Source organism: Kaistia defluvii, from assembly GCF_040548815.1.
Taxonomy (GTDB): Bacteria; Pseudomonadota; Alphaproteobacteria; order Rhizobiales; family Kaistiaceae; genus Kaistia; species Kaistia defluvii_A.
In genome coordinates this window covers 94,099-116,849 of sequence record NZ_JBEPSM010000003.1, presented here as the reverse complement: position 1 = coordinate 116,849, position 22,751 = coordinate 94,099, and the positions used below count along the sequence as shown (strand labels likewise).

The 22,751-nt window shown below is 66.8% G+C and carries 18 protein-coding genes; 10 read left to right on the top strand and 8 right to left on the bottom strand.

Going from position 1 to position 22,751, the window contains the following annotated elements; genetic code table 11:
* Window positions 1-65: 65 nt before the first annotated feature.
* Window positions 66-2,852 (bottom strand): [protein-PII] uridylyltransferase, encoded by a 2,787-nt coding sequence (locus ABIE08_RS17420; protein WP_436409580.1) that lies wholly within the window; start codon window positions 2,850-2,852, stop codon window positions 66-68.
* A gap of 73 nt (window positions 2,853-2,925) precedes the next feature.
* Window positions 2,926-5,640, bottom strand: coding sequence for a DNA mismatch repair protein MutS (gene mutS / locus ABIE08_RS17415; RefSeq protein WP_354553020.1), 2,715 nt, complete (start codon window positions 5,638-5,640; stop codon window positions 2,926-2,928).
* Window positions 5,641-5,793: 153 nt separating this feature from the next.
* On the opposite strand from mutS, the gene ABIE08_RS17410 reads away from it, so the two are divergent.
* Window positions 5,794-8,076: an NADP-dependent malic enzyme gene (locus ABIE08_RS17410; RefSeq protein ID WP_354553018.1), complete on the top strand. Its 2,283-nt coding sequence runs from the start codon at window positions 5,794-5,796 to the stop codon at window positions 8,074-8,076.
* A 63-nt stretch (window positions 8,077-8,139) separates the two neighbouring features.
* On the opposite strand, the gene pncA is transcribed toward ABIE08_RS17410, so the two are convergent.
* Both pncA and ABIE08_RS17400 read right to left on the bottom strand, forming a co-directional pair.
* Window positions 8,140-8,820: a bifunctional nicotinamidase/pyrazinamidase gene (gene pncA, locus ABIE08_RS17405; RefSeq protein WP_354553596.1), complete on the bottom strand. Its 681-nt coding sequence runs from the start codon at window positions 8,818-8,820 to the stop codon at window positions 8,140-8,142.
* Window positions 8,808-9,470 (bottom strand): alpha-ketoglutarate-dependent dioxygenase AlkB family protein, encoded by a 663-nt coding sequence (locus tag ABIE08_RS17400; RefSeq protein WP_354553016.1) that lies wholly within the window; start codon window positions 9,468-9,470, stop codon window positions 8,808-8,810. Before ABIE08_RS17400 ends, pncA begins: the two co-directional genes overlap by 13 nt.
* A gap of 224 nt (window positions 9,471-9,694) precedes the next feature.
* Between ABIE08_RS17400 and dnaK the strand changes: the two genes are divergently transcribed.
* The 6 genes from dnaK to ABIE08_RS17370 all read left to right on the top strand — a co-directional run bounded on the left by dnaK (window position 9,695) and on the right by ABIE08_RS17370 (window position 15,943).
* Window positions 9,695-11,596, top strand: a complete 1,902-nt coding sequence (gene dnaK / locus ABIE08_RS17395; protein ID WP_354553014.1) for a molecular chaperone DnaK — start codon at window positions 9,695-9,697, stop codon at window positions 11,594-11,596.
* A gap of 140 nt (window positions 11,597-11,736) precedes the next feature.
* Entirely contained in the window at window positions 11,737-12,876 is a 1,140-nt protein-coding gene (gene dnaJ, locus ABIE08_RS17390; RefSeq protein ID WP_354553013.1) for a molecular chaperone DnaJ, read from the top strand.
* 70 nt (window positions 12,877-12,946) lie between these two features.
* The gene (locus ABIE08_RS17385; protein WP_354553011.1) at window positions 12,947-13,543 is read left to right on the top strand and encodes a class I SAM-dependent methyltransferase; all 597 of its coding nucleotides are present in this window, start codon (window positions 12,947-12,949) and stop codon (window positions 13,541-13,543) included.
* A gap of 181 nt (window positions 13,544-13,724) precedes the next feature.
* Window positions 13,725-14,432 carry an orotidine-5'-phosphate decarboxylase gene (gene pyrF, locus ABIE08_RS17380; RefSeq protein WP_266333813.1) on the top strand — a complete coding sequence of 236 codons (708 nt, stop codon included), beginning with the start codon at window positions 13,725-13,727 and terminating at the stop codon, window positions 14,430-14,432.
* A 57-nt stretch (window positions 14,433-14,489) separates the two neighbouring features.
* Window positions 14,490-15,302 (top strand): 4-hydroxy-tetrahydrodipicolinate reductase, encoded by an 813-nt coding sequence (gene dapB, locus ABIE08_RS17375; protein WP_354553009.1) that lies wholly within the window; start codon window positions 14,490-14,492, stop codon window positions 15,300-15,302.
* A 20-nt stretch (window positions 15,303-15,322) separates the two neighbouring features.
* Window positions 15,323-15,943 carry a 2,3-bisphosphoglycerate-dependent phosphoglycerate mutase gene (locus ABIE08_RS17370; protein ID WP_354553007.1) on the top strand — a complete coding sequence of 207 codons (621 nt, stop codon included), beginning with the start codon at window positions 15,323-15,325 and terminating at the stop codon, window positions 15,941-15,943.
* A 292-nt stretch (window positions 15,944-16,235) separates the two neighbouring features.
* Here the strand turns inward: ABIE08_RS17370 and queG are convergent, their stop codons facing one another.
* Together queG and ABIE08_RS17360 are read right to left on the bottom strand one after the other, a co-directional pair.
* Window positions 16,236-17,483: a tRNA epoxyqueuosine(34) reductase QueG gene (gene queG, locus ABIE08_RS17365; protein WP_354553006.1), complete on the bottom strand. Its 1,248-nt coding sequence runs from the start codon at window positions 17,481-17,483 to the stop codon at window positions 16,236-16,238.
* On the bottom strand, window positions 17,381-18,073 hold the full coding sequence (locus tag ABIE08_RS17360) for a glutathione S-transferase family protein (protein WP_354553004.1): 693 nt from the start codon (window positions 18,071-18,073) through the stop codon (window positions 17,381-17,383). The genes queG and ABIE08_RS17360 overlap by 103 nt, the downstream gene beginning before the upstream one ends.
* Window positions 18,074-18,228: 155 nt before the next feature.
* Here ABIE08_RS17360 and ABIE08_RS17355 point away from each other — a divergent pair, with 155 nt between their 5' ends.
* Complete coding sequence (locus ABIE08_RS17355; protein ID WP_354553002.1) at window positions 18,229-19,035, top strand: undecaprenyl-diphosphate phosphatase; 807 nt, start codon at window positions 18,229-18,231, stop codon at window positions 19,033-19,035.
* Window positions 19,036-19,114: 79 nt separating this feature from the next.
* Here ABIE08_RS17355 and ABIE08_RS17350 read toward each other — a convergent pair whose 3' ends face one another.
* Window positions 19,115-20,086, bottom strand: a complete 972-nt coding sequence (locus tag ABIE08_RS17350; protein WP_354553000.1) for a complex I NDUFA9 subunit family protein — start codon at window positions 20,084-20,086, stop codon at window positions 19,115-19,117.
* A gap of 77 nt (window positions 20,087-20,163) precedes the next feature.
* Window positions 20,164-21,249 carry a heat-inducible transcriptional repressor HrcA gene (hrcA, locus tag ABIE08_RS17345; protein WP_354552998.1) on the bottom strand — a complete coding sequence of 362 codons (1,086 nt, stop codon included), beginning with the start codon at window positions 21,247-21,249 and terminating at the stop codon, window positions 20,164-20,166.
* A gap of 134 nt (window positions 21,250-21,383) precedes the next feature.
* Between hrcA and rph the strand changes: the two genes are divergently transcribed.
* Window positions 21,384-22,100 carry a ribonuclease PH gene (rph, locus tag ABIE08_RS17340; RefSeq protein ID WP_266333829.1) on the top strand — a complete coding sequence of 239 codons (717 nt, stop codon included), beginning with the start codon at window positions 21,384-21,386 and terminating at the stop codon, window positions 22,098-22,100.
* Window positions 22,097-22,747 (top strand): non-canonical purine NTP pyrophosphatase, encoded by a 651-nt coding sequence (locus tag ABIE08_RS17335; RefSeq protein ID WP_354552996.1) that lies wholly within the window; start codon window positions 22,097-22,099, stop codon window positions 22,745-22,747. Before rph ends, ABIE08_RS17335 begins: the two co-directional genes overlap by 4 nt.
* The last annotated feature ends 4 nt before the right edge of the window (window positions 22,748-22,751 follow it).

Sequence of the window (22,751 nt, the reverse complement as noted above, 5' to 3'; positions counted from 1 at the left end):
GAAGGCCGAGCGACGGCCCCCGCCGATCCGTGCGCCCGGACGTCGGCGGCACCCGACGCGCCGCCTCAGCCGGCCTTGCGGGTCGGCGTCTTGTCTACCGGCGCGATGCCCTCAAAAGCCTGATGCAGGCGGCGGCGGATGCTCGCCTCGCGATTGGCATTCATCACCTTCCGGCCGGTCAGATCGGTGACATAGAAGACGTCGACCGCCCGCTCGCCGAAGGTCACGACATGCGCCGAGGCAATGTTGAGGTTCAGATCCGAGATCGAGCGCGTCAGGTCGTAGAGCAGGCCGGGACGATCCAACCCGGATGCCTCGATCGCGGTGAACTGGTTCGACCAGGAATTGTCGAGCAGGATCTGCGTCTCGACGGTGAAAGCCTTGATCTTGGCACGCGGCTTCGCCTTCTTGGCGATCGCCTCCGGCAGCGCGACGGCGCCGGAGAGCGCCTGCTCGATCAGCGCGCCCACCTTCAGCGCGCGTGTCATCTCTTCCTCGTCGGTATCGAATTCCCGCGCGATGAAGATCGTATCGATGGCGAGCCCGTCGGTCGTCGTGAAGATCTGCGCGTCGACGATGTTGCCGCCCGCCGCGGTGCAGGCGCCGGCGATCATCGACAGCAGGCGCGGATGATCCGGCGCCAGCACGGTGATCTCGGTGATCGCCTCGAAAGCATGCGTCGACACGGCCGTCGCCAGCGTCTGGCCGGACCGATCGGCGTTGCGGATCAGCGAGGCGTGGGCGATCTTGCGCGGGAGATCGACGCGGAGCCAATAGGCCGGATAGTGCCGGTCGCGATAGGCGTCGAGCTCGGCCTGCGGCCAATCCTTCAGCGCGTCGACCAGCTCGGCCTTGGCCGCCGCGACGCGCTCATCGCGCGATACCTGGCTGTGGCCGCCGGTCAGATGCGGCTCGGTCTCGTAGTAAAGCGTGCGCAGCAGCTGGCCCTTCCAGCCGTTCCACACGCCCGGCCCGACCGCCTTGATGTCGGCGATGGTGAGTACGAGCAGCATCTTCAGCCGCTCGAGGCTCTGCACCACGGCCGCGAAATCCTGGATCGTCTTGCGGTCGCCCAGATCGCGCGACTGCGCCGTCATGCTCATCAAGAGGTGATGCTCGATCAGCCAGGCCACCGTCTCGGTCTGCGCCGGCGTCAGTCCGAGCCGGGGCCCCAACCGGCGCGCCACCCTCGCGCCGGCGATCGAATGATCCTCCGGCCGGCCCTTGGCGACGTCATGCAGGAACATCGCCACGTAAAGGGCGGTACGATCCTGAATGGTCGGCATCACCATATTGGCGAGCGGATGCTCCTCGCTGCGCGCGCCGGCATCGATCTCGGCCAGCACGCCGACGGAGCGGATCAGGTGCTCGTCCACCGTATAGTGGTGGTACATGTTGAACTGCATCATCGCCACGACCTTGCCGAAATCCGGCACGAAGCGGCCGAGCACGCCAGCCTCGTTCATGCGGCGGATGACGGTTTCGGGCTGGTTGCGCGAGGCGAGCAGTTCCAGGAACAGCCGGTTCGCCTCGGGGTCGTCGCGCAACTTGCCGTCGATCAGCTTCAGCGAACGCGTCACCTCCTTCATCGCGTCGGGGTGAAAGGCGAGGTTGTGCTTGTCGGCGAGGTGGAAGATGCGGATCAGATTGACCGGGTCGCGCGCGAACACGTCGGGCGCCGCCATGTTGATGCGGTCGTGCTCGACGATGAAATCGCTGGAATCGGTGATCTTGCGGTGGCGACGGCGCGAGCCGAAATTGAAGAAGCGGTTCAGCAACGGCGCCGGCTTGGCGTTCTCCTCTTCCAGCCCCGCGCAGAAGATCATCGTCAGGTCGCCGACATCCTTGGCGACCAGGAAATAGTGCTTCATGAAGCGCTCGACATCCTTCATGCCGGGATGCGAGGTGTAGCCGAGGCGAACCGCCATCTCGCGCTGGACATCGAAGGAAAGCCGCTCTTCCGGCCGCCCGGTCAGGAAGTGGAGGTGGCAGCGCACGGACCAGAGGAAGTCCTCGGACTTGCGGAACAGCGCCAGTTCGGAGCGCGAGAACAGGCCCGCCTCGACCAGCGCGTTGCCCGAGCGGACCTGGTAGAAATACTTGGCTATCCAGAACAGCGTGTGCAGGTCGCGCAGGCCGCCCTTGCCTTCCTTGACGTTGGGCTCGACCAGATAGCGCGAGGCGCCCTGGCGCCGGTGGCGCTCGTCGCGCTCGGCGAGCTTCGCGGCGATGAATTCCGGCCCCGTGCCCTTGGCCACTTCCGCGTCGAAGCGCTGGGTGAGCTCGTCGAACAGCCGGTCGTCGCCCCAGAGGAAGCGGGATTCGAGAATGGCGGTGCGGATCGTCATGTCGCCGCGCGACAGGCGGATGCATTCGTCGACATTGCGCGTGGCGTGGCCGACCTTGAGGCCGAGATCCCACAGCATGTAGAGCACGAATTCGACGACGCTCTCACCCCAGGGCGTCTGCTTGTAGGGCAGCACGAAGAGGAGATCGATGTCGGAGCCAGGCGCCAGCATGCCGCGGCCATAGCCGCCGACGGCGACCAGCGCCATGCGCTCGGCCGAGGTGGGGTTCTCGGCCGGATAGATGTGGCGGATGGCGACCTCGTAGATCGCGCCGATCACATCGTCCTGCAGCTTCGAAAGCGTTCGTGCGCAGGCGCTGCCATGGCCATCGGCGATCAGCTGCGCCTCGGCGGCGGCGCGCCCGTCCCGCAGCACCTGCTTCAGATGGGTCAGCACGGCCGAACGCAGCGCCGTCTTGTCCAGCCCGGGCGCCAGCGCGTGCAGTTCAGCCGCGAGCGGGGGGCGGTCGAGGAGCGCGGTATCGGATCGGGTCATGGAGGCAATCGACGTTGGGGCATGGGAAATCTGCCCGGACCGTAAACCGCTTTTTGCGCCCGCGCCAATAGGAGGCGGCGCGTCAGGGGTGACGCGGCCGCAGCGCCTTCAACCGGTAAAGCGCCTCCAGCGCCTCGCGCGGGGTCATTTCGTCCGGCTGCAGCCCGTCGAGCACGGGGCCGAGCGGATCTTCCGCAACGACAGGCTGCGGTTTCGCGGCCAAAACCGCGAAAAGCGGCAAATCGTCGATCAGCGTCGCCGCCGGGGATTTCCGGTCGGTTTCCTCCAGATGCGAGAGTACGTCGCGCGCCCGCGCCACCACCGAAGCCGGCAGGCCAGCGAGCTTCGCCACCTGGATGCCATAGGAACGATCGGCGGCGCCGGCGACGATCTCGTGCAGGAAGACGACGTCGCCATTCCATTCCTTGACCCGGACGGTGGCGTTTTCCAGCCGATCGAGCCGCTGCGACAGCGCAGTCAGCTCGTGATAATGCGTGGCGAACAGGCCGCGCGAGCGGTTGACCTCGTGCAGATGCTCGATCGCCGCCCAGGCAATCGACAGGCCGTCGAAGGTCGCGGTGCCGCGGCCGATCTCGTCGAGGATCACCAGCGAGCGGTCGGTCGCCTGGTTGAGGATCGCCGCCGTCTCGACCATCTCGACCATGAAGGTGGAGCGCCCGCGGGCAAGGTCGTCGGCCGCGCCGACGCGGCTGAACAGCCGGTCGACGATGCCGATATGGGCGCTGTCCGCCGGCACATAGGAGCCGATCTGGGCCAGGATGGCGATCAGGCCGTTCTGGCGCAGGAAGGTCGACTTACCGGCCATGTTCGGACCGGTGATCAGCCAGATCCGGCCGGGCTTGCCTTCCTTGCGCGCGCCGAGTTCGCAACCATTGGCGACGAAGGCAACGCTGCCCTCGCGCTTCAGCGCCTGCTCGACCACCGGATGGCGGCCACCCTGGATCGAGAAGGCGAGCGAGTGATCGACCACCGGCCGGGCGTAGTTGTCGGTCTCGGCGAGCGTCGCCAGCGCCGCCGTCACGTCGATCACCGCCAGCGCCGCGGCCACCGCCTTCAGCGCGTCCGAGACGCCGACGACATGCGCCAGCAGCGCGTCAAAAGTCGCCTGCTCGATCGCCAGCGCCCGGTCGCCGGCGGAAGCGATCTTCGCCTCCAGGTCGGCGAGCTCCGTGGTAATGAAGCGCATGGCGCCGGCCATGGTCTGGCGATGGATGTAGCGGCCGGCATAATCGGCGCCGAGCAGCCGCTCGCCATATTGCTGCGGCACCTCGATGAAGTAGCCGAGCACGTTGTTGTGCTTGATCTTCAGCGCCTTGATGTCGGTCTCGGCCGAATAGGTCGCCTGCAGCCCGGCGATCACCTGGCGGCTTTCGTCGCGCAGCGCCCGCGTCGTGTCGAGATCGGCGTCATAGCCCGGACGGACGAAGCCGCCATCGCGCTTCAACAGCGGCAGTTCGTCGGCCAGCGCGCCCGCCAGTTCGGCGGCGAGATCGTGCGGCGCGCCGACCAGCGCGGCGCGGGCGGCGACGAGTTCCTCCGGCAGCGCCGCATCGGCCTCGCCAAGCACCTCGGCCAGGCGCGCCGCGGCATCGAGCGAGAAGCGGATGCCGGCGAGATCGCGCGGGCCGCCGCGATTGAGCGACAGGCGCGACAGGGCGCGGGCGAGATCGGGGCTGGCGCCCAGCGCCTCTCGGATCACGCCCCGGCGACGGCCGAGCTTCAGCATGTAGTCGAGCGCGTCGAGCCGTCGCTCGATCAGATCAGGGTCGGTCGAGGGGCTGGACAGCCGCTCGGCCAAGAGCCGCGATCCGGCGCCCGTCACGGTGCGGTCGATCGCCGCGAGCAGGCTGCCGCGCCGCTCGCCCGACAGCGTGCGCACCAGCTCGAGATTGGCGCGGGTGGCGGCGTCGATCAGCATCACCGCGCCGTCGCTCTCGCGCACCGGGCGCGACAGCGGCGGCCGCTCGCCGATCTGCGTCTTCTCGACATAGGCGAGCGCCGCCGCCGCCGCCGAAAGCTCGACGCGGGAGAAGGAGCCAAGGCCGTCCAGCGTGTTGACGCCGAAATAGGCGGCGAGGCGGGCGCCTGCGGTCGCACCATCGAAGAAAGCGCCGGGCAGCGGCGTCACGGCGACGGCAAGCTCGCGCACGAAGGGGCCGAGCGTGTCATCGGCGAAGAAGCTGTCGGGCACCAGGAGCTCACGCGGATCGACGCGGGCGATATCGGCGGAAAGCCGCAGCTGGTCGGTCTCGGCCAGGCGGAAATCGCCGGTCGAGATGTCGATCCAGGCGATAGAGAAGCGGTCGCTGCCATCCGCCGCCGCGCCGCGCAGCCGCGCCACCGCGGCGAGATAGTTGTTGCGGCCGGCGTCGAGCAGCGTGTCCTCGGTCAGCGTGCCCGGCGTCACCAGACGGACGACGCCGCGCTTGACCACCGATTTGCCGGGCCGCTTCTTCGCCTCGGCCGGATCTTCCTGCTGTTCGCAGACCGCGACCCGATGTCCCAGCGAGATCAGCTTCTGCAGATAGTCATTGGCGGCATGGACCGGCACGCCGCACATCGGGATGTCGTCGCCAAGATGCTTGCCGCGCTTGGTCAAGGTGATGCCGAGCGCCCGGGAGGCGATCTCCGCATCCTCGAAGAACATCTCGTAGAAGTCGCCCATCCGGTAGAAAAGCAGGCTGCCGGGGTTGGCTTCCTTGATCTCGAGGAACTGCTCCATCATCGGCGTGGGACGGAGCGCGGCGGCGTCGGGGGCGGAGCGGGGATCAAGCATGGCGCGACGCTAGCAAAACGTTGAAGGTGTTTCACCCTCGCGACCGCGATCGGCATGCTTGAGATCACAGAAACCGGTGATATCGTCCGCATCCGCATTTTTGAGACGGCGAATGCCGTCCGCCCCGGAAACGCCTGACGCCGAGCCCTCTCCATGACCGAAACCAAACGCCCCGCCAAGAGCGGCCCTGTGCTGACCGACAAGGAGGCGCTGGACTTCCACGCCCAAGGGCGGCCCGGCAAGCTGGAAATCACGCCGACCAAGCCGATGGCGACCCAGCGCGACCTGTCGCTCGCCTATTCGCCCGGCGTCGCCGTACCGGTGCACGCCATCGCCGCGGATCCCTCCAAGGCGTTCGACTACACGACGCGCGGCAACATGGTCGCCGTCATCTCCAACGGCACCGCCATCCTCGGCCTCGGCAATCTGGGCCCGCTCGCCTCGAAGCCGGTGATGGAAGGCAAGGCGGTGCTGTTCAAGCGCTTCGCCGACGTCGATTCGATCGATCTCGAGATCGATACCGAGGACGTCGACGCCTTCGTCAATTCCGTGCGCTATCTCGGCCCGTCCTTCGGCGGCATCAACCTCGAAGACATCAAGGCGCCGGACTGCTTCATCATCGAAAGCCGCCTGCGCGAGCTGATGGACATCCCGGTCTTCCATGACGACCAGCATGGCACGGCGATCATCGCCGCCGCCGGCATGATCAACGCGCTGCACCTGACCGGCCGCGACATTAAGACGACCAAGCTGGTCTGCAACGGCGCCGGCGCTGCCGGCATCGCCTGCATCGAGCTGGTCAAGGCCATGGGCATGCCGTCGGAAAACGTGCTGCTCTGCGACACCAAAGGCGTCGTCTACCAGGGCCGCACCGAGGGCATGAACCAGTGGAAGACGGCGCATGCCTCGCCGACCGATGCCCGCACGCTGGAAGACGCGATGCAGGGCGCCGACATCTTCTTCGGCGTCTCGGCCAAGGGTGCGCTGACCGCCGACATGGTGCGCGCCATGGCGCCGCGGCCAATCATCTTCGCGATGGCCAATCCCGATCCGGAGATCACGCCGGAGGAAGCGGCCGAGGTCCGCGACGACGTCATCATCGCCACTGGCCGCTCGGACTATCCCAACCAGGTCAACAACGTCCTCGGCTTCCCCTACATCTTCCGCGGCGCGCTCGACGTGCGCGCCACCACGATCAACGAAGAGATGAAGATCGCCGCGGCGCAGGCGCTGGCCGCGCTCGCCCGCAAGGACGTGCCGGACGAGGTCGCCGCCGCCTATCAGGGCGTGCGTCCCCGCTTCGGGCCGCATTACATCATCCCGGTGCCGTTCGATCCGCGCCTGCTGTCGGAGATCCCGGCGGCTGTCGCCCAGGCGGCGATGGATACCGGCGTCGCGCGCAAGCCGATCGAGGACATGGCGGCCTATAAGATCGAGCTGTCGGCCCGCCGCGACCCGATCGTCGGCACGCTGGCGCGCATCTACGAACGCGTCCGCCGCAATCCGAAGCGCGTCGTCTTCGCCGAGGGCGAGGAGGAGCAGGTGATCCGCGCCGCCGCCAGCTTCGTCGCCCAGGAGCTGGGCACGGCGATCCTGATCGGCCGCGAGGACATCATCCGCGAGACGGCGGCGAATGCCGGCATCGACCTGGTCCCCGGCATGGAGATCCACAATGCGCGGCTCTCCAAGCGCAATCCTGCCTATATCGACTTCCTCTACGCCCGCCTGCAGCGGCAGGGCTATCTGCACCGCGACAGCCAGCGCCTGATCAACACCGATCGCAATTATTTCGGCGCCACCATGGTGGCGCTCGGCGATGCGGACGCGATGGTCTCGGGCGTGACGCGCAACTATTCGACCGTGCTCAGCGATGTCCGCAAGGTCATCGACACCAAGCCCGGCCACCGGGTCATCGGCGTGTCGATCACGCTGGTGCGCGGTCGCACCGTCGTCGTCGCCGACACCGCCGTGCACGACATGCCCTCGGGCGAGGAACTGGCCGACATCGCCGTCGAGGCAGCCGGCGTTGCCAAGCGGCTCGGCTACGAGCCGCGTGTCGCGATGCTCGCCTATTCGACATTCGGCCAGCCGGAGAGCGAACGCTCGCGCCATGTGCGCGAGGCGGTGCAGATCCTGGAGAAGCGCCGCGTCAGCTTCGAGTTCGATGGCGAGATGGCGGCCGATGTGGCGCTGAACCCGAAGGCGATGGCGGCCTATCCGTTCTGCCGCCTTTCGGGACCGGCGAATGTGCTGGTGATGCCGGCGTTCCACTCGGCCTCGATCTCGACCAAGATGCTGCAGGAACTGGGCGGCGCCACGGTGATCGGCCCGCTGCTGGTCGGCCTCGACAAGCCGGTGCAGATCCTGTCGCTCAGCGCGCGCGACAGCGACATCGTCAATATGGCGGCGCTCGCCGCCTTCAATGTCGGCGGCTGAACCTCATCATCGAGGATAGTCCAAGCGGCGCGGAGGCCTGAGGGTTTCTGCGCCGTTTTCGTGTCAGGCCGCGAGGGCTTCCGAGCGGACCCGGCGCACGCCGGCGCGGTCCATCACGGCGATCGCCTCGGCGAGCGACCCCTCGGTGTCGATGGCCCGGCAGGCATCCTCGATCACCGTCGTCTTGAAGCCATGGGCGCGCGCATCCTGCGCCGTCCAGGACACGCAGAAATCGGTGGCAAGACCGACCACGAAGACTTCCTCGATGCTGCGCTCGAACAGATAGCCGGTGAGGCCGGTCGGCGTCTTGCGGTCGGCCTCGAAGAAGGCCGAATAGCTGTCGGCATGGGCGTGGTAGCCCTTGCGCAGGATCAGCTGGGCATGGGGAATATCGAGGCCCGAGGCGAGCGCCGCGCCCTGCGTGCCCTGGATGCAATGGTCCGGCCAGAGCACCTGCGGGCCGTAGCGCAGGCTGATCGTCTCGAAGGGCTTGCGGCCGGCATGGGCCGAGGCAAACGAGATATGGCCGGCTGTATGCCAATCCTGCGTGATCACGACATTCTTGAAGCGCCGGGCCAGGTCGTTGACCAGCGGGAGGATCGCGTCGCCGTCCGTCACTGCCAGGGCACCGCCCGGCAGAAAGTCGTTCTGGATATCCGTGACGATCAGGACGCTGTTTGAATCAGGCAAGACGTTTCCTTTATTGGCGCAAGAACGTTTGACGGCCTTAGTTAACGAAGAAATCCCGAAGCGGGAATAGCGCTGGCCGGTTTCGTGATGCGGCGCAACGTCAGATTGATTCTCCCGCCTTGTGCAAGCAACGTCGAGGTGGCGGGATAGATCCGGTCGACGCCATGAAAGGCGAGCCTTGCCTCGCCGCCGAGCAGCACCACATCTCCGGAAGCGAGACGGATCGACCGGGTCGGATCGCTTCGCCTGGTTCCGCCGATGCGGAACAGGCAGGTGTCGCCGAGCGAGACGGAGAGCACGGGGGCCGCGAACTCTTCTTCGTCGGCATCCTGGTGGAGACCTAGACGGGCGTCCGCATCGTAGAAATTGATCAGGCAGGCTTCCGGCGGTTCGGGATAATCGGCCAGTTCCCGCCAGAGGTCGAGCAGCATCGGCGGGATGGCGGGCCAGGGCTCGCCCGTCACCGGATGGGTCGGCTGGTAACGGTAGCCGGTCTGGTCTGAGACCCAGCCGAGGACGCCGCAATTGGTCATCCGCACCGAAAACGGCTTGCCGGTTCGCGGCATGCTCGGCCGGTAGAGCGGGGCGGCGACGACGATGGCCCGGATCGCGTCGCGCAGGGCTTCCTGGGCGGAACGATCGAACCTTCCCGGCACGAGCCGGAACCCTTGCAAAGGCGGCGTATGCCGCTCACTTGTGACCATTGCTGGAGAATGTACCTCTGGAACGAAAGATGGGCCTCAATCGCAATGAGAGCCGCCTTGCGGCGGTTTAGGCATCTTCTTATATACGCGCAGAACCTGCGTAGGCCGGCATGCTTTGCCGATACCGCGCAAATCACAGTGTTCATGGGGGCCGTACGGGCACCTGCCCGGCACGGCGGAAGCCTCGAAGAGGGTCCGCACGGCCCGCCAAAAGGAGAGAGAATATGGCTAAGGTCATCGGCATCGACCTCGGAACGACGAATTCCTGCCTCGCCGTCATGGACGGCAAGACGCCCAAGGTCATCGAGAACGCAGAAGGCGCGCGCACGACGCCGTCCATGGTCGCGTTCACGGATGACGGCGAGAAACTGGTTGGCCAGCCGGCGAAGCGCCAGGCGGTCACCAATCCCGAACATACCTTCTTCGCGGTGAAGCGACTGATCGGTCGCCGCTATGACGACCCGATGGTCGAGAAGGACAAGCACCTCGTCCCCTACAACATCGTCAAGGGACCAAACGGCGACGCGTGGGTCGAAGTCGACGGCGAGAAGTACTCGCCGGCGCAGATCTCCGCCTTCATCCTGATGAAGATGAAGGAAACCGCCGAAGCCTTCCTCGGCACGCCGGTCGAGCAGGCCGTCATCACGGTTCCCGCCTACTTCAACGACGCCCAGCGCCAGGCCACCAAGGACGCCGGCAAGATCGCCGGCCTCGAAGTGCTGCGCATCATCAACGAGCCGACGGCGGCAGCGCTGGCCTACGGCCTCGACAAGAACGACGGCAAGACGATCGCGGTCTATGACCTTGGCGGCGGCACGTTCGACATCTCGATTCTCGAGATCGGCGACGGCGTCTTCGAGGTGAAGTCGACCAATGGCGACACGTTCCTCGGCGGTGAAGACTTCGACATGCGCCTGGTCGGCTACCTCGCCGACGAGTTCAAGCGCGAGCAGGGCATCGACCTGCGCGGCGACAAGCTGGCGCTGCAGCGCCTGAAGGAAGCCGCGGAGAAGGCCAAGATCGAGCTTTCCTCGGCGCAACAGACCGAAATCAACCTGCCCTTCATCACGGCCGACGCCAAGGGTCCGAAGCACCTTGCGATCAAGCTGACCCGCTCGAAGTTCGAAGCGCTGGTCGACGATCTGGTGCAGCGCACCGTGGCGCCCTGCAAGGCGGCGCTCAAGGATGCCGGCCTTTCGGCAGCCGAGATCGACGAAGTGGTCCTGGTCGGCGGCATGACCCGCATGCCCAAGATCCAGGAGATCGTGAAGCAGTTCTTCGGGAAGGACCCGCACAAGGGCGTCAACCCGGATGAAGTCGTCGCCATGGGCGCCGCGATCCAGGCCGGCGTGCTGCAGGGCGACGTCAAGGACGTTCTGCTGCTCGACGTGACCCCGCTTTCGCTCGGCATCGAGACGCTGGGCGGCGTGTTCACGCGCCTGATCGAACGCAACACGACGATCCCGACGAAGAAGAGCCAGGTGTTCTCGACGGCTGAGGATTCCCAGTCCGCCGTGACCATCCGCGTCTTCCAGGGCGAGCGCGAAATGGCCGCCGACAACAAGATGCTCGGCCAGTTCGACCTGGTCGGCCTGCCGCCGGCGCCGCGCGGCGTGCCGCAGATCGAGGTCACCTTCGACATCGACGCCAACGGCATCGTCAACGTGTCGGCCAAGGACAAGGGCACGGGCAAGGAGCAGCAGATCCGCATCCAGGCCTCGGGCGGTCTTTCCGACGCCGACATCGAGCAGATGGTCAAGGACGCCGAGAGCCACGCAGCCGAAGACAAGAAGCGTCGCGCTGTCGTCGAGGCGAAAAACCAGGGCGAAGCGCTGGTCCATTCGACTGAGAAGTCGCTCGGCGAATACGGCTCCAAGATCTCGGCTGCCGACAAGTCGACGATCGAGACGGCCATCGCCGATCTGAAGACCGCGCTCGAGGGCGACGATCCGGAAGCGATCCAGCAGAAGACCAATACGCTTGCCCAGGCTTCGATGAAGCTCGGCGAGGCGATGTATGCCGACGCCGAGAGCCAGAAGAGCGAAGGCAACCCCGAAGCGACCGGCTCCGACGACGTCGTCGACGCCGACTTCGAGGAAGTGGACGACACCAAGAAGTCGTCCTAATCACGCGTCTCGCATGAACCAGGAGGCCCGGCGCAGCGCGCCGGGCCTCTATCCTATCCAGGCACGGCCCCCGCTTGTGCCGTCCACCCTTGAGTTTCGGCTCCGAATTTGAGTTCCGACTCGTTTGCACCACGGGCACCATGGCAAAAGTCGATTATTATGAGTTGCTGGGCGTCGCGCGCGATTGCGACGACAAGGGCCTGAAGGTCGCCTTCCGCAAGCTCGCGATGCAGTATCACCCGGACAAGAACCCGGGCGATCACACCGCCGAGGCCAAGTTCAAGGAAATCAACGAAGCCTACGAGATGCTCAAGGACCCGCAGAAGCGCGCGGCCTATGATCGTTTCGGCCATGCCGCGTTCGAGAATGGCGGCGGCGGTGGTCCGGGCTTCTCCGGCGATTTCTCCTCGTCCATGTCCGATATCTTCGACGACATCTTCGGCGAGTTCATGGGCGGCGGACGTCGCGGCGGCGGTGGCCAGCGTTCCGGCGGCCGCGAGCGCGGCGCCGACCTGCGCTACAACATGGAAATCACGCTCGAGGAAGCCTTCTCCGGCAAGACCGCGGAAGTGCATGTCCCGACCAAGGTCGCCTGCGACGCCTGTAACGGCACCGGCGCCAAGCCGGGCTCGCACCCCAAGGTCTGCACGACCTGCGAGGGCCATGGCCGCGTCCGTGCGGCGCAGGGCTTCTTCTCGATCGAGCGCACCTGTCCGACCTGCCAGGGCCGCGGCGAGATCATCTCCGACCCCTGCGACAAATGCGCCGGTTCCGGCCGCAAGACGCAGGAGCGCACGCTCTCCGTCAACATCCCGGCCGGCATCGAGGACGGCACCCGCATCCGCCTGTCCGGCGAGGGCGAGGCCGGCCTGCGCGGCGGCCCGACCGGCGATCTCTACCTGTTCCTGTCGGTCAAGCCGCACAGCCTGTTCCAGCGCGAAGGCGCCGACATCTTCTGTCGCGTGCCGATTTCGCTGACCACGGCGGCCCTGGGCGGCCAGTTCGACGTGCCGACCGTCGATGGCGGCAAGACCCGGGTCAAGGTTCCGGACGGCACCCAGACCGGCAAGCAGTTCCGCCTGAAGAGCAAGGGCATGCCCGTTCTGCGCTCCAGCCAGATGGGCGACATGTACATCCAGGTCGTCGTCGAGACGCCGCGGAACCTGTCACGCCGGCAGCGCGAGCTGCTGGAGGAGTTCGAGAAGGCATCGTCGGAAGAGACCAATCCCGAATCAGCCGGATTCTTTGCCCGGATCCGAGACTTCTTTGGCGGCACCTGACGCGATAGAGTGCCACAGGATTGCCGCGAACTCTCGCGCATAGTCCGCTCATCAACGATTCGGGTGCTGAATGTCCTCAATCCAGAAGCGGAAGTTCAAGGCGCTTGTGGCGGACGAAGTCCGCTTCTTTCGGAGCTGGATGGGCAAGCCCCTGTCCATGGGCGCGGTCAGTCCTTCCGGCAAGGCGCTGACCAAGCTGATGGCGAGCTTCATCGATCCCGAGAACACCCTGCCCATCATCGAGCTCGGGCCCGGCACCGGGGTCGTCACCAAGGCGCTGCTGGAACGGGGCGTGGCCGCCGATCGGATCACCTCGATCGAATACAGCGCCGATTTCTGCCGGCTCTTGGAAAAGCGGTTCCAGGGCGTGCGGATCATCCAGGGCGACGCCTATGCCTTCGACGAGTCGCTCGCCGGCTGCGTCGATGGCCCGGTCGGCGCGGTGATCTCCAGCCTGCCGCTTTTGACCCAGCCGCCAAACCGCCGCAGCGCGCTGATCAGCGCCGCCTTCGCCCGCCTGCAGCCGGGCCAGCCCTTCATCCAGTTCTCCTACGGACTGAACTCCCCCATCCCGCCCGATCCGGACCTGTTCTCCACCTCGCATACCGGCTGGGTGATGAAGAACGTGCCGCCCGCCCGCGTCTGGGTCTATCGGCGCACCCACTGATCCCGCGACATCCGTTTGCCCGCCCTGGACGCCCTGCCCCCTGCCCGAGCCGCCCCGCGGCTTCCGCGTCGCGCGAACGTGCGCAGCGTGACGTGGATCCGAGACTTGCCAACCGGACGTTGCCGCGCGAATTGATCCCGACACGCCGCCGGAAGCGCGGCGGAACCAGAAGGCCCGACCCATGCCCCTGCTCGATATTCGCGACCGCCTGATCGTCGGCCTCGACGTCCCCACCGTGGACGCGGCACAGGAGATGGTCGCGACCCTTGGCGATACCGTGACCTTCTACAAGGTCGGCCTGCAGCTCTGCTTCGCCGGCGGCCTGACCTTTGCCGAGCGGCTGGTCGACCAGGGCAAGAAGGTGTTCCTCGACGTTAAGCTGCTCGACATCGACAACACGGTCGAGCACGCCGTGCAGAACATCGCCAAGCTCGGCATGCATTTCTGCACCATCCACGCCTATCCCAAGGCGATGCGTGCGGCCGTCCAGGGCAAGGGCGATAGCGACCTGCGCCTGCTCGCGGTGACGGTGCTGACCTCGATGGATGAGAGCGACCTCGCCGCCGCCGGCTATGCCGTGGGCCCGGCGGAACTGGTGGCGCGCCGCGCCGCCGACGCCCGCGCCGCCGGCATGAACGGCATCGTCTGCTCGCCGGAGGAGGCCGGCGCCATGCGCGCCGTCGTCGGCGCCGGCATGGCGATCGTCACGCCCGGCATTCGCCCGGCCGGATCGATCGTCGGCGACCAGAAGCGGATCGCGACGCCCGCCGCCGCCATTCGCGCCGGCGCCGACCACCTTGTGGTCGCCCGCCCGATCCTGGAAGCCGCCGATCCGCGCGCCGCCGCCAAGGCCATTCTCTCCGAAATCGAGGTCGCCTCGGCGATCTAGTCTCCCGCATCGGCCACCGGCCTGCTATATGCGCTCACCAACCGGGGGAAACTCGCCATGACCGATATGGGTCTCGTCATCGTCGGTGCCGCCGGCCGCATGGGTCGGACGCTGATCCGTCTCGTCACCGAGACCGAGGGCGTCACCGTCGCCGGCGCCATCGAACGCGAGGGTTCGCCCTTTGTCGGCCAGGATGCGGGCGTCGTCGCCGGCCTGCCGGCGCTCGGCATCGCCATCTCCGACGATCCGCTACCGGTCTTCGCCCAGGCGCAGGGCGTGCTCGACTTCACCTCGCCCGCCGCGACGCTGGGCTTTGCCGAAATCGCCGCCCAGGCCCGCATCGTCCATGTCATCGGCACCACCGGCCTGTCGGCCGAGGACCACGCCGCCATCGACGCGGCCGCCCGCCATGCCGCCATCGTGCAATCCGGCAATATGAGCCTCGGCGTCAACCTGCTCGCCCAGCTGGTGCGCCAGGCCGCGCGCGCGCTGGACGAGGATTTCGACATCGAGGTGCTCGAGATGCACCACCGCCACAAGGTCGATGCGCCGTCCGGCACCGCGTTGCTGCTCGGCCAGGCCGCCGCCGAGGGGCGCGAGATCGACCTCGCCGAGCACGCCGTCCGCGTGCGCGACGGCATCACCGGCCCGCGCCCGCGTGGCGCGATCGGCTTTGCCGCCTTGCGCGGCGGCAGCGTCATCGGCGACCATTCCGTGATGCTCGCCGGCGAGGGCGAGATGATCACGCTGTCGCATCACGCGTCGGACCGCGCCCTTTTCGCCCGTGGCGCCATCAAGGCGGCGCTATGGGCCCATGGCCGCAAGCCCGGCCGCTATTCCATGGCCGACGTGCTCGGCTTCACCGACTGACCCCAAAAGGAGCCTTCCGTATGGATCGCCTTCTCGTGCTCGTGCGCCATGGCCAGAGTGACTGGAACCTGAAGAACCTCTTCACCGGCTGGCGCGACCCCGAACTGACGGAACAGGGCATCGCCGAGGCGACCGCCGCCGGCAAGCGCCTGAAGGCGCTCGACCTCTCCTTCGGCCTCGCCTTCACCTCCGAGCTCAGCCGCGCCCAGAACACGCTGAAGCTCATTCTCGGCGAGCTCGGCCAGCCCGACCTGCCGACGATCCGCGACCTCGCGCTGAACGAGCGCGACTATGGCGATCTCTCCGGCCTCAACAAGGACGACGCCCGCGCCAAATGGGGCGAGGACCAGGTCAAGATCTGGCGCCGTTCCTATGACGTGCCGCCGCCCGGCGGCGAGTCGCTCAAGGACACCGGCGCGCGCGTCTGGCCCTATTACATATTCAACATCCTGCCGCCGGTGATGCGCGGCGAAAAGGTGATCGTGGCCGCGCATGGCAATTCGCTGCGCGCCCTGATCATGGCGCTGGAAGGCCTGACGCCGGCCGAGATCCTCGAACGCGAGCTCGAGACCGGCGTGCCGATCGTCTACCGCCTGAACGCCGACACCACCGTTGCCGAGAAGAAGGTCCTCAAGGGCTGAGCCAATCAGCCGGCGGCTGGAACGCATGCGCGAAATCCGGCCGCCGACGGGGCCCTTTGAGGGTCGAAGGCGACACCGGTTGGTGAAGCCGAAAGGGAAGTCCCAGCAAGCCCCTCACCCCAGCCCTCTCCCGCAAGCGGTAGAGGGGGCCGCCTGCACCCGATCAGTCTGCCTGCGCTTAAAGGGCACCGTCTCCCGGAGAGTCGCCGGCCCATAGCCCTCGCCCGCTCGCGGGAGAGGGTTGGGTGAGGGTCTTGCTTGTTTTATGGCCGCGCTTTTCTTCCCGCCATCTTCAGCTGGCCGACGGATAGGCCCATTCGGCCCGCACGCTCTCGTCCGTTTCCGCCGCCATCGCGGCCAAGCGGGACGCCTCGAACTCGGCCGCGGCCAGGCGTGAAAACGCCCAGACGGCGGCGCCCCGGACGACCGGGGCCGGATCGTCCAGCAGCGTCCGTACCGCCGGCAGCAGGCCCGCCTCGCCGGAATTGCCGATCGCCACCAGCACATTGCGCACGAAGCGGTCGCGCCCGATGCGCTTGACCGGCGAGCCGGAAAAGAACGCCCGGAAGGCCGCGTCGTCGAGCGCCACGAGATCCGCGAGCCTCGGCCCCTCATATTCCGGCCGCGCCTTCAGCTTCATTTCCGAAGCGGCCTTGGCGAACTTGTTCCAGGGACAGGCGGCCAGGCAATCGTCGCAGCCATAGATGCGGTTGCCCATGGCGACGCGGAACTCGCGCGGGATCGGCCCGGCATTCTCGATCGTCAGATAGGAAATGCAGCGCCGCGCATCGATCCGGTAGGGCGAGGGAAACGCGTTTGTCGGGCAGGCGTCGAGGCAGGCGCGGCACTTGCCGCAGTGGTCCGTCTCGGGCGGATCGACGGGCAGCTCCAGCGCCGTGAAGATCGAGCCCAGGAAAAGCCAGGAGCCGAATTCGCGCGAGACGAGATTGGTGTGCTTGCCCTGCCAGCCGAGGCCGGCCGCCTCGCCGAGCGGCTTCTCCATCACCGGCGCCGTATCGACGAAGACCTTGACCTCCGCGCCCGTGCGCGAGGCGAGCCGGCCGGCGACCTGCTTCAGCTTGCCCTTGATGATATCGTGATAGTCGCGGTTTCGGGCATAGACGGAGATGTTGCCGCGATCGCGCGCCTCGAGCAGAGCGCGCGGATCGTCTTCCGGGCCATAATTCAGGCCGAGCATGATGACGGTGCGGACATCGGGCCAGAGAACCGTCGGATCGGCGCGGCGTGCCGCCGTCTCCTCCATCCAGGCCATCGAGCCGTGGTGGCCGTCCCTCAGGAAGGCGTGCAGGCGTTCCGGCGCGAGCGGGATGGCGTCCGGCCCGGTGACGCGGACGACGCTGAAGCCCTCGGCCAGCGCATCGGCGATCAGCCGCGCCTTCTCGGCAGCGAGCTGCTTTGGCGTCAGGGGATCGGAGGTCAGAAGTCCAGGTCGACGTAGTGCGGCGCCGGGGGCACCCCCCGCACCACGTCGTTCAGCAGCGGCCGGAACGACGGCCGCGACTTCACCCGCGCGTACCACGCCTTCGCCGCCTCGTCCGCCTCCCATGGCACCTCGCCGAGATAGTCGATGCAGGAGATTTCGGCCGCCGCCGCGAAATCGGCCAGCGTCAGTTCGCGTCCCGCCAGCCAGTTCCGCCGTGCCGCCAGATAGCCGATATACTGGATATGATAGCGGACATTGGCACGGGCCGCACGGATCGCGGCCGGATCGGGCGAGGTATTGCCTTCGCCCTGCCGCATCTGCCGCTTGTAGACCTTCTCGGTGACGAGATAGTTCGTCACTTCGCCATGCAGCTTGCCGGAAAACCACTCGACCAGGCGGCGCACTTCGGCGCGGTCGGCGGCATGTTCCGGCATCAGCCGGACCTCGCCCATGCGGGCGCCCTTGGTCTCGACCAGATATTCGGTGATCACCGATCCACCAGCCACGACCGTCTCGTTGTCATCGATGAAAACCGGCAGGATTCCAGCCGGGTTCAGAGCCAGAAGGGCCGCATTTCGGACCCAAGGCTTCTCTTCGACGAATTCGACGGCTTCGTCATATTCCGACAGGACCAGTCGGGCATAACGCGAAGCGGCGGAAAAGGGATGATGGTGCAGAAGGGACATCGTTACGCAGGTCGGGGGCTGACAAATCGAAGCGATTCTGCGGCGGTGAGTGCAGTTGCGAGAACGGCTCCAGCGCCCGCATATAGGCCGCGATTGTGGCGAGTATCAAGCCGATTCGCCGGTTTCGACCTTCAACGGCATTCGCAGGAGCGATGATGGATATCCCAGGTTTGCTGGATGCGCTTGTCCTCGGCTTGATCGAGGGCCTTACCGAATTCATCCCCGTCTCCTCGACAGGACACCTGCTGCTGGCGGGGCATTTCCTCGGCTTTGATAGTCCCGGGCGCGCCTTCGAGGTGCTGATCCAGCTCGGCGCCATCCTGGCAATCCTGACGGTCTATTTCGGCCGGCTGCTCAAGATCCTGCGCGACATTCCGTCCGACCCGCGCACCCGCCGCTTCGTGCTCGGCATCCTGCTCGCCTTCCTGCCCGCCGCCGTCATCGGCGCCGCGGCGCATGGCTTCATCAAGCAGGTGCTGTTCGAAAGCCCGATGCTGATCTGCATCATGCTGATCGTCGGCGGCTTCATCCTGCTGATCGTCGACCGCCTCGATCTGAGGCCCCGCTATCACGACGCGATGGATTTCTCGCTCGGCATGTATTTCGGTATCGGCGTGGCGCAGTGCCTGGCGATGATCCCCGGCGTCTCGCGCTCGGGTTCGTCAGTCGTCGCCGCCATGCTGTTCGGCAGCGACAAGCGCGCCGCGGCGGAGTTCTCGTTCTTCCTCGCCATGCCGACCATGGCCGGCGCCTTCGCCTATGATCTCTACAAGACGCACGACCAGATCACGACGGCCGGCGCCTGGAACATCATCGTCGGCTTCATCGCCGCCTTCATCGCCGGCGTGTTCGTGGTGCGGCGACTGCTCGATTTCGTCAGCCAGCGCGGTTTTGCACCCTTCGCCTATTGGCGGATCATCATCGGCGCGATCGGTCTCGCCGCCGTGCTGACCTTGGGCTGATCGCCGACCTCCAGAATAGAAAAGGCCCGCCTCCGTCGCCGGAAGCGGGCCTTTTTCATATCGGGAATTAAGCGGTCGATCAGGCCGTGCGCTTGTGGTCGAACTGGCCATGCGGCTTGAAGCGCTGCAGGTAGGACGGCAGCACGGTGAGCAGATTGCTCGGATGAATGCCGATGCCGTCCAGCGTGCGGCCTTCCGCCTCGGCGGCGGGCGAGACGACATTATCCTGCTTCAGCAGGCGAACCTGGTCGACGGTCAGGAGCGGCTTGGGCAGCCACTGCGCGACCGACGCGCCGTAATGCGCGAGCGTCCACGGCACCGGGACCAGCAGCGGCGAACGCTCGATCTCGGTCAGCAGCAGTTCCAGGCACTGGCGGAAGGTCTTCACTTCCGGCCCGCCGAGTTCATAGACGGTGCCGCCCGCGAGCTGGCCCTCGACGGCGCGCGCGATCGCCTCCGCGACATCGCCGACGAAAACCGGCTGCAGCTTGGTCGCGCCGCCGCCGATCAGCGGCAGGAAGGGCGAGATGCGGGCCATGTCGCCGAAGCGGTTGAAGAACTGGTCTTCCGGCCCGAACACGATCGAGGGACGCAGGATGACAGCTTCCGGCACGGTTTCGAGCACGGCCGCCTCGCCCAGCGCCTTGGTGCGGGCATAGAGCGATTCCGAATTCGCATCGGCGCCGAGCGCCGACTGGTGCACCAGCGTCTTGATGCCGGCGGCGCGGGCCGCCTCGGCCACGGCGCGGGCACCGAAATTATGCAGGACGGAGAAGTTCTGGCGGCCGCTCTCGTTCAGCACGCCGACCAGGTTGACGACGGCATCGGCGCCCTCGACCGCGCGGTCGACCGACCAGCGATAGCGCAGATTGGCCTGCACCGGCATGATCTGGCCGACGGAGCCGAGCGGCTGCAGATGGCCGGCGAGATCCGGGCGACGCACCGCGACACGGATGCGCCAGCCGCGCTTCGCCAGCGCGCGCACCACATGACGGCCGATGAAGCCAGAGCCGCCGAAAACCGTGACCAGTTTGTCGGTACCCGTCGCCATGTTCTCGTCTCCATCTATCTTTGAAGCGTTCTCATATCGGCTCGCCGCGGCGCTGTACAGACGCCACACGGTCGCGCTCAGCCGATCAGCCGGCCAACCAGCTTCGCCGTGTAATCGACCATCGGCACGATGCGCGCATAGTTGAGCCGGGTCGGCCCGATCACCCCCAGCACGCCGACGACGCGGCTCTCGGAATCGCGGTAAGGCGATACCACCAGCGACGAGCCGGACAGTGAGAACAGCTTGTTTTCCGAACCGATGAAGATGCGGACGCCGTCGCCTGCCTCGGCGCTGCCCAAGAGATGCACCAGCTCGCGCTGCGTCTCGATATCGTCGAACAGCAGGCGGATGCGCTCGAGATCCTCGGCGGCGCGCACATCCTCGAGCAGATTGGCCTGGCCACGGACGATCAGCGTATCCGGCCGAATGCCGGTCGCCTCGACCCAGCTCGCGAGCCCCGCATCGATCAGGCGCGCGGTCAGCTGGTCAAGCTCGGCGCGGACCTGCTGCTGCCGCTGGTTCAGCTCGGCGCGGGCCTCGGCCAGGCTGCGGCCGCGCAGATGCGTGTTGAGATAGTTGGCGGCCTCAACCAGGCTCGACGGCGTCGTGCCGGGGTCGAGGTCGATCAGCCGGTTCTCGACCGAGCCATCCTCCCCGACCAGCACGACCAGCGCCTTGGTCGGCTCCAGGCGGACGAACTCGATGTGCTTCAGCCGCTGGTCGCTCTTGGAGGCCAGCACGACCCCGGCGCCGCGCGACAGGCCGGAGAGCATGCGCCCGGCCTCGCTCAGGACGCCATCGACCGTTCGGCTGGCGCCGCCGCCGGCGACCCGGCTTTCAATGTCGCGACGCTCGTCCGAGGTCAGGTCGCCGACCTCCAGCATCGCGTCGACGAACAGGCGCAGCCCGCTTTCCGTCGGCAGCCGTCCGGCCGAGGTGTGCGGCGCATAGATCAGGCCCAGGCCTTCGAGATCAGCCATGACGTTGCGGACGGAGGCGGGCGACAGCGCCATGGGCAGGATGCGGGCGAGATTGCGCGAGCCGAGCGGCTCTCCCGTCTCCAGATAGCTGTCGACAATGCGCTTGAAGATTTCGCGCGAGCGCTGATCGAGCGCGGAAAGCGCCGACGATGCCGTCTCGGTGGCCGTGCGGTCGGCGGGCAAGACGCTGGATCCTCTCTTCGAAAGCTTCGATCTCTTTGATTAAGTGTCGATTTCGACGCCCGGTTCAAGCAGGGCTTTACGTTTTGAGCCACCGACCTGTACAAGCGGACCAACGAAACAGCCAGGAATATCCCATGCGACCTTCGAAACGCGCCGCGGACGCCCTGCGTGCGGTAACGCTTGAACGCGGCGTTGCCAAGCACGCGGAGGGCTCTTGCCTGGTCAAGTTCGGCGACACGCACGTGCTTTGCACCGCCAGCCTCGAGGACAAGCCGCCATCCTGGCTGCGCGGTTCCGGCAAGGGCTGGGTTACCGCCGAATACGGCATGCTGCCGCGCTCGACGGGCGATCGCATGCGCCGCGAGGCCGCGACCGGCAAGCAGTCCGGCCGGACACAGGAAATCCAGCGCCTGATCGGCCGCTCGCTGCGCGCCGTCGTCGATCTCGTCCATCTCGGCGAAAAGCAGATCACCATCGACTGCGACGTGCTGCAGGCCGATGGCGGCACCCGCACGGCCTCGGTCACCGGCGCCTGGGTGGCGCTGTATGATTGCGTCGCCTGGATGAAGTCGCGCGACATGGTCGGCCCGAAGGTGATCCGCGACCACGTCGCCGCCGTCTCGGTCGGCATGTATCGCGGCACCCCGGTGCTCGACCTCGATTACGCCGAGGATTCGGAAGCCGAGACGGATGCGAACTTCGTCATGACCGGCACCGGCGGCATCGTCGAGATCCAGGGCACCGCCGAAGGCAAGCCCTTCAACGAAGCCGAACTGACCGCGATGCTGACGCTTGCCAAGAACGGCATCGTCGACCTGGTCGAACTGCAGAAGCTGGCCATTTCCGGATGAACGCCATTTCCCACCGCCTGACCTCCGGCGACACGCTCGTGCTCGCCTCGCATAATGGCGGCAAGTTGCGCGAATTCGCCGGCCTGATGGCGCCGTTCGGGCTCAAGGTCGTCTCGGCCGGCGAACTTGGCCTCCCGGTGCCGGACGAGACCGGCACGACGTTCGAGGAAAACGCCGCGATCAAGGCGCATGCCGCCGCGCTAGCCTCGGGTTTCCCGGCGCTCTCGGACGATTCCGGCCTCTGCGTCGATGCGATCGGCGGCGATCCCGGCGTCTATTCCGCCGATTGGGCAGCACCAGACGGCGATTTCGCCCGCGCCATGCGCAATGTCGAGGAGAAGCTGCAGCAGGCCGGCGCCACCACGCCGGAGAGCCGCACCGGCCGCTTCGTCGCCGTGCTCTGCCTCGCCTTCCCGGATGGCACAACGCGCTATTACCGCGGCGAGATCGAAGGCACGCTGGTCTGGCCGCCGCGCGGCGAACTCGGCTTCGGCTACGATCCCGCCTTCCTGCCGGAAGGCCATGAGCGCACCTTCGGCGAGATGGCGGCGGACGAAAAGCATGGCTGGTCGGCCGGCCGGACCGATGCGCTGTCGCACCGGGCGCGCGCCTTCGCGAAGTTCGCCGAAGCCGAGCTCGGGGCCTGACATC

What these genes read in the sequence shown, in the direction of transcription:
- dnaK (WP_354553014.1), top strand. Translation starts at nt 9,695, where the DNA reads ATGGCTAAGGTCATCGGCATCGACCTCGGAACGACGAATTCCTGCCTC.
- pyrF (WP_266333813.1), top strand. Translation starts at nt 13,725, where the DNA reads ATGCCCCTGCTCGATATTCGCGACCGCCTGATCGTCGGCCTCGACGTC.
- ABIE08_RS17400 (WP_354553016.1), bottom strand. Translation starts at nt 9,470, where the DNA reads ATGGTCACAAGTGAGCGGCATACGCCGCCTTTGCAAGGGTTCCGGCTC.
- dapB (WP_354553009.1), top strand. Translation starts at nt 14,490, where the DNA reads ATGACCGATATGGGTCTCGTCATCGTCGGTGCCGCCGGCCGCATGGGT.
- rph (WP_266333829.1), top strand. Translation starts at nt 21,384, where the DNA reads ATGCGACCTTCGAAACGCGCCGCGGACGCCCTGCGTGCGGTAACGCTT.
- ABIE08_RS17385 (WP_354553011.1), top strand. Translation starts at nt 12,947, where the DNA reads ATGTCCTCAATCCAGAAGCGGAAGTTCAAGGCGCTTGTGGCGGACGAA.
- ABIE08_RS17370 (WP_354553007.1), top strand. Translation starts at nt 15,323, where the DNA reads ATGGATCGCCTTCTCGTGCTCGTGCGCCATGGCCAGAGTGACTGGAAC.
- mutS (WP_354553020.1), bottom strand. Translation starts at nt 5,640, where the DNA reads ATGCTTGATCCCCGCTCCGCCCCCGACGCCGCCGCGCTCCGTCCCACG.
- ABIE08_RS17410 (WP_354553018.1), top strand. Translation starts at nt 5,794, where the DNA reads ATGACCGAAACCAAACGCCCCGCCAAGAGCGGCCCTGTGCTGACCGAC.
- ABIE08_RS17355 (WP_354553002.1), top strand. Translation starts at nt 18,229, where the DNA reads ATGGATATCCCAGGTTTGCTGGATGCGCTTGTCCTCGGCTTGATCGAG.
- ABIE08_RS17350 (WP_354553000.1), bottom strand. Translation starts at nt 20,086, where the DNA reads ATGGCGACGGGTACCGACAAACTGGTCACGGTTTTCGGCGGCTCTGGC.
- ABIE08_RS17335 (WP_354552996.1), top strand. Translation starts at nt 22,097, where the DNA reads ATGAACGCCATTTCCCACCGCCTGACCTCCGGCGACACGCTCGTGCTC.
- dnaJ (WP_354553013.1), top strand. Translation starts at nt 11,737, where the DNA reads ATGGCAAAAGTCGATTATTATGAGTTGCTGGGCGTCGCGCGCGATTGC.
- ABIE08_RS17360 (WP_354553004.1), bottom strand. Translation starts at nt 18,073, where the DNA reads ATGTCCCTTCTGCACCATCATCCCTTTTCCGCCGCTTCGCGTTATGCC.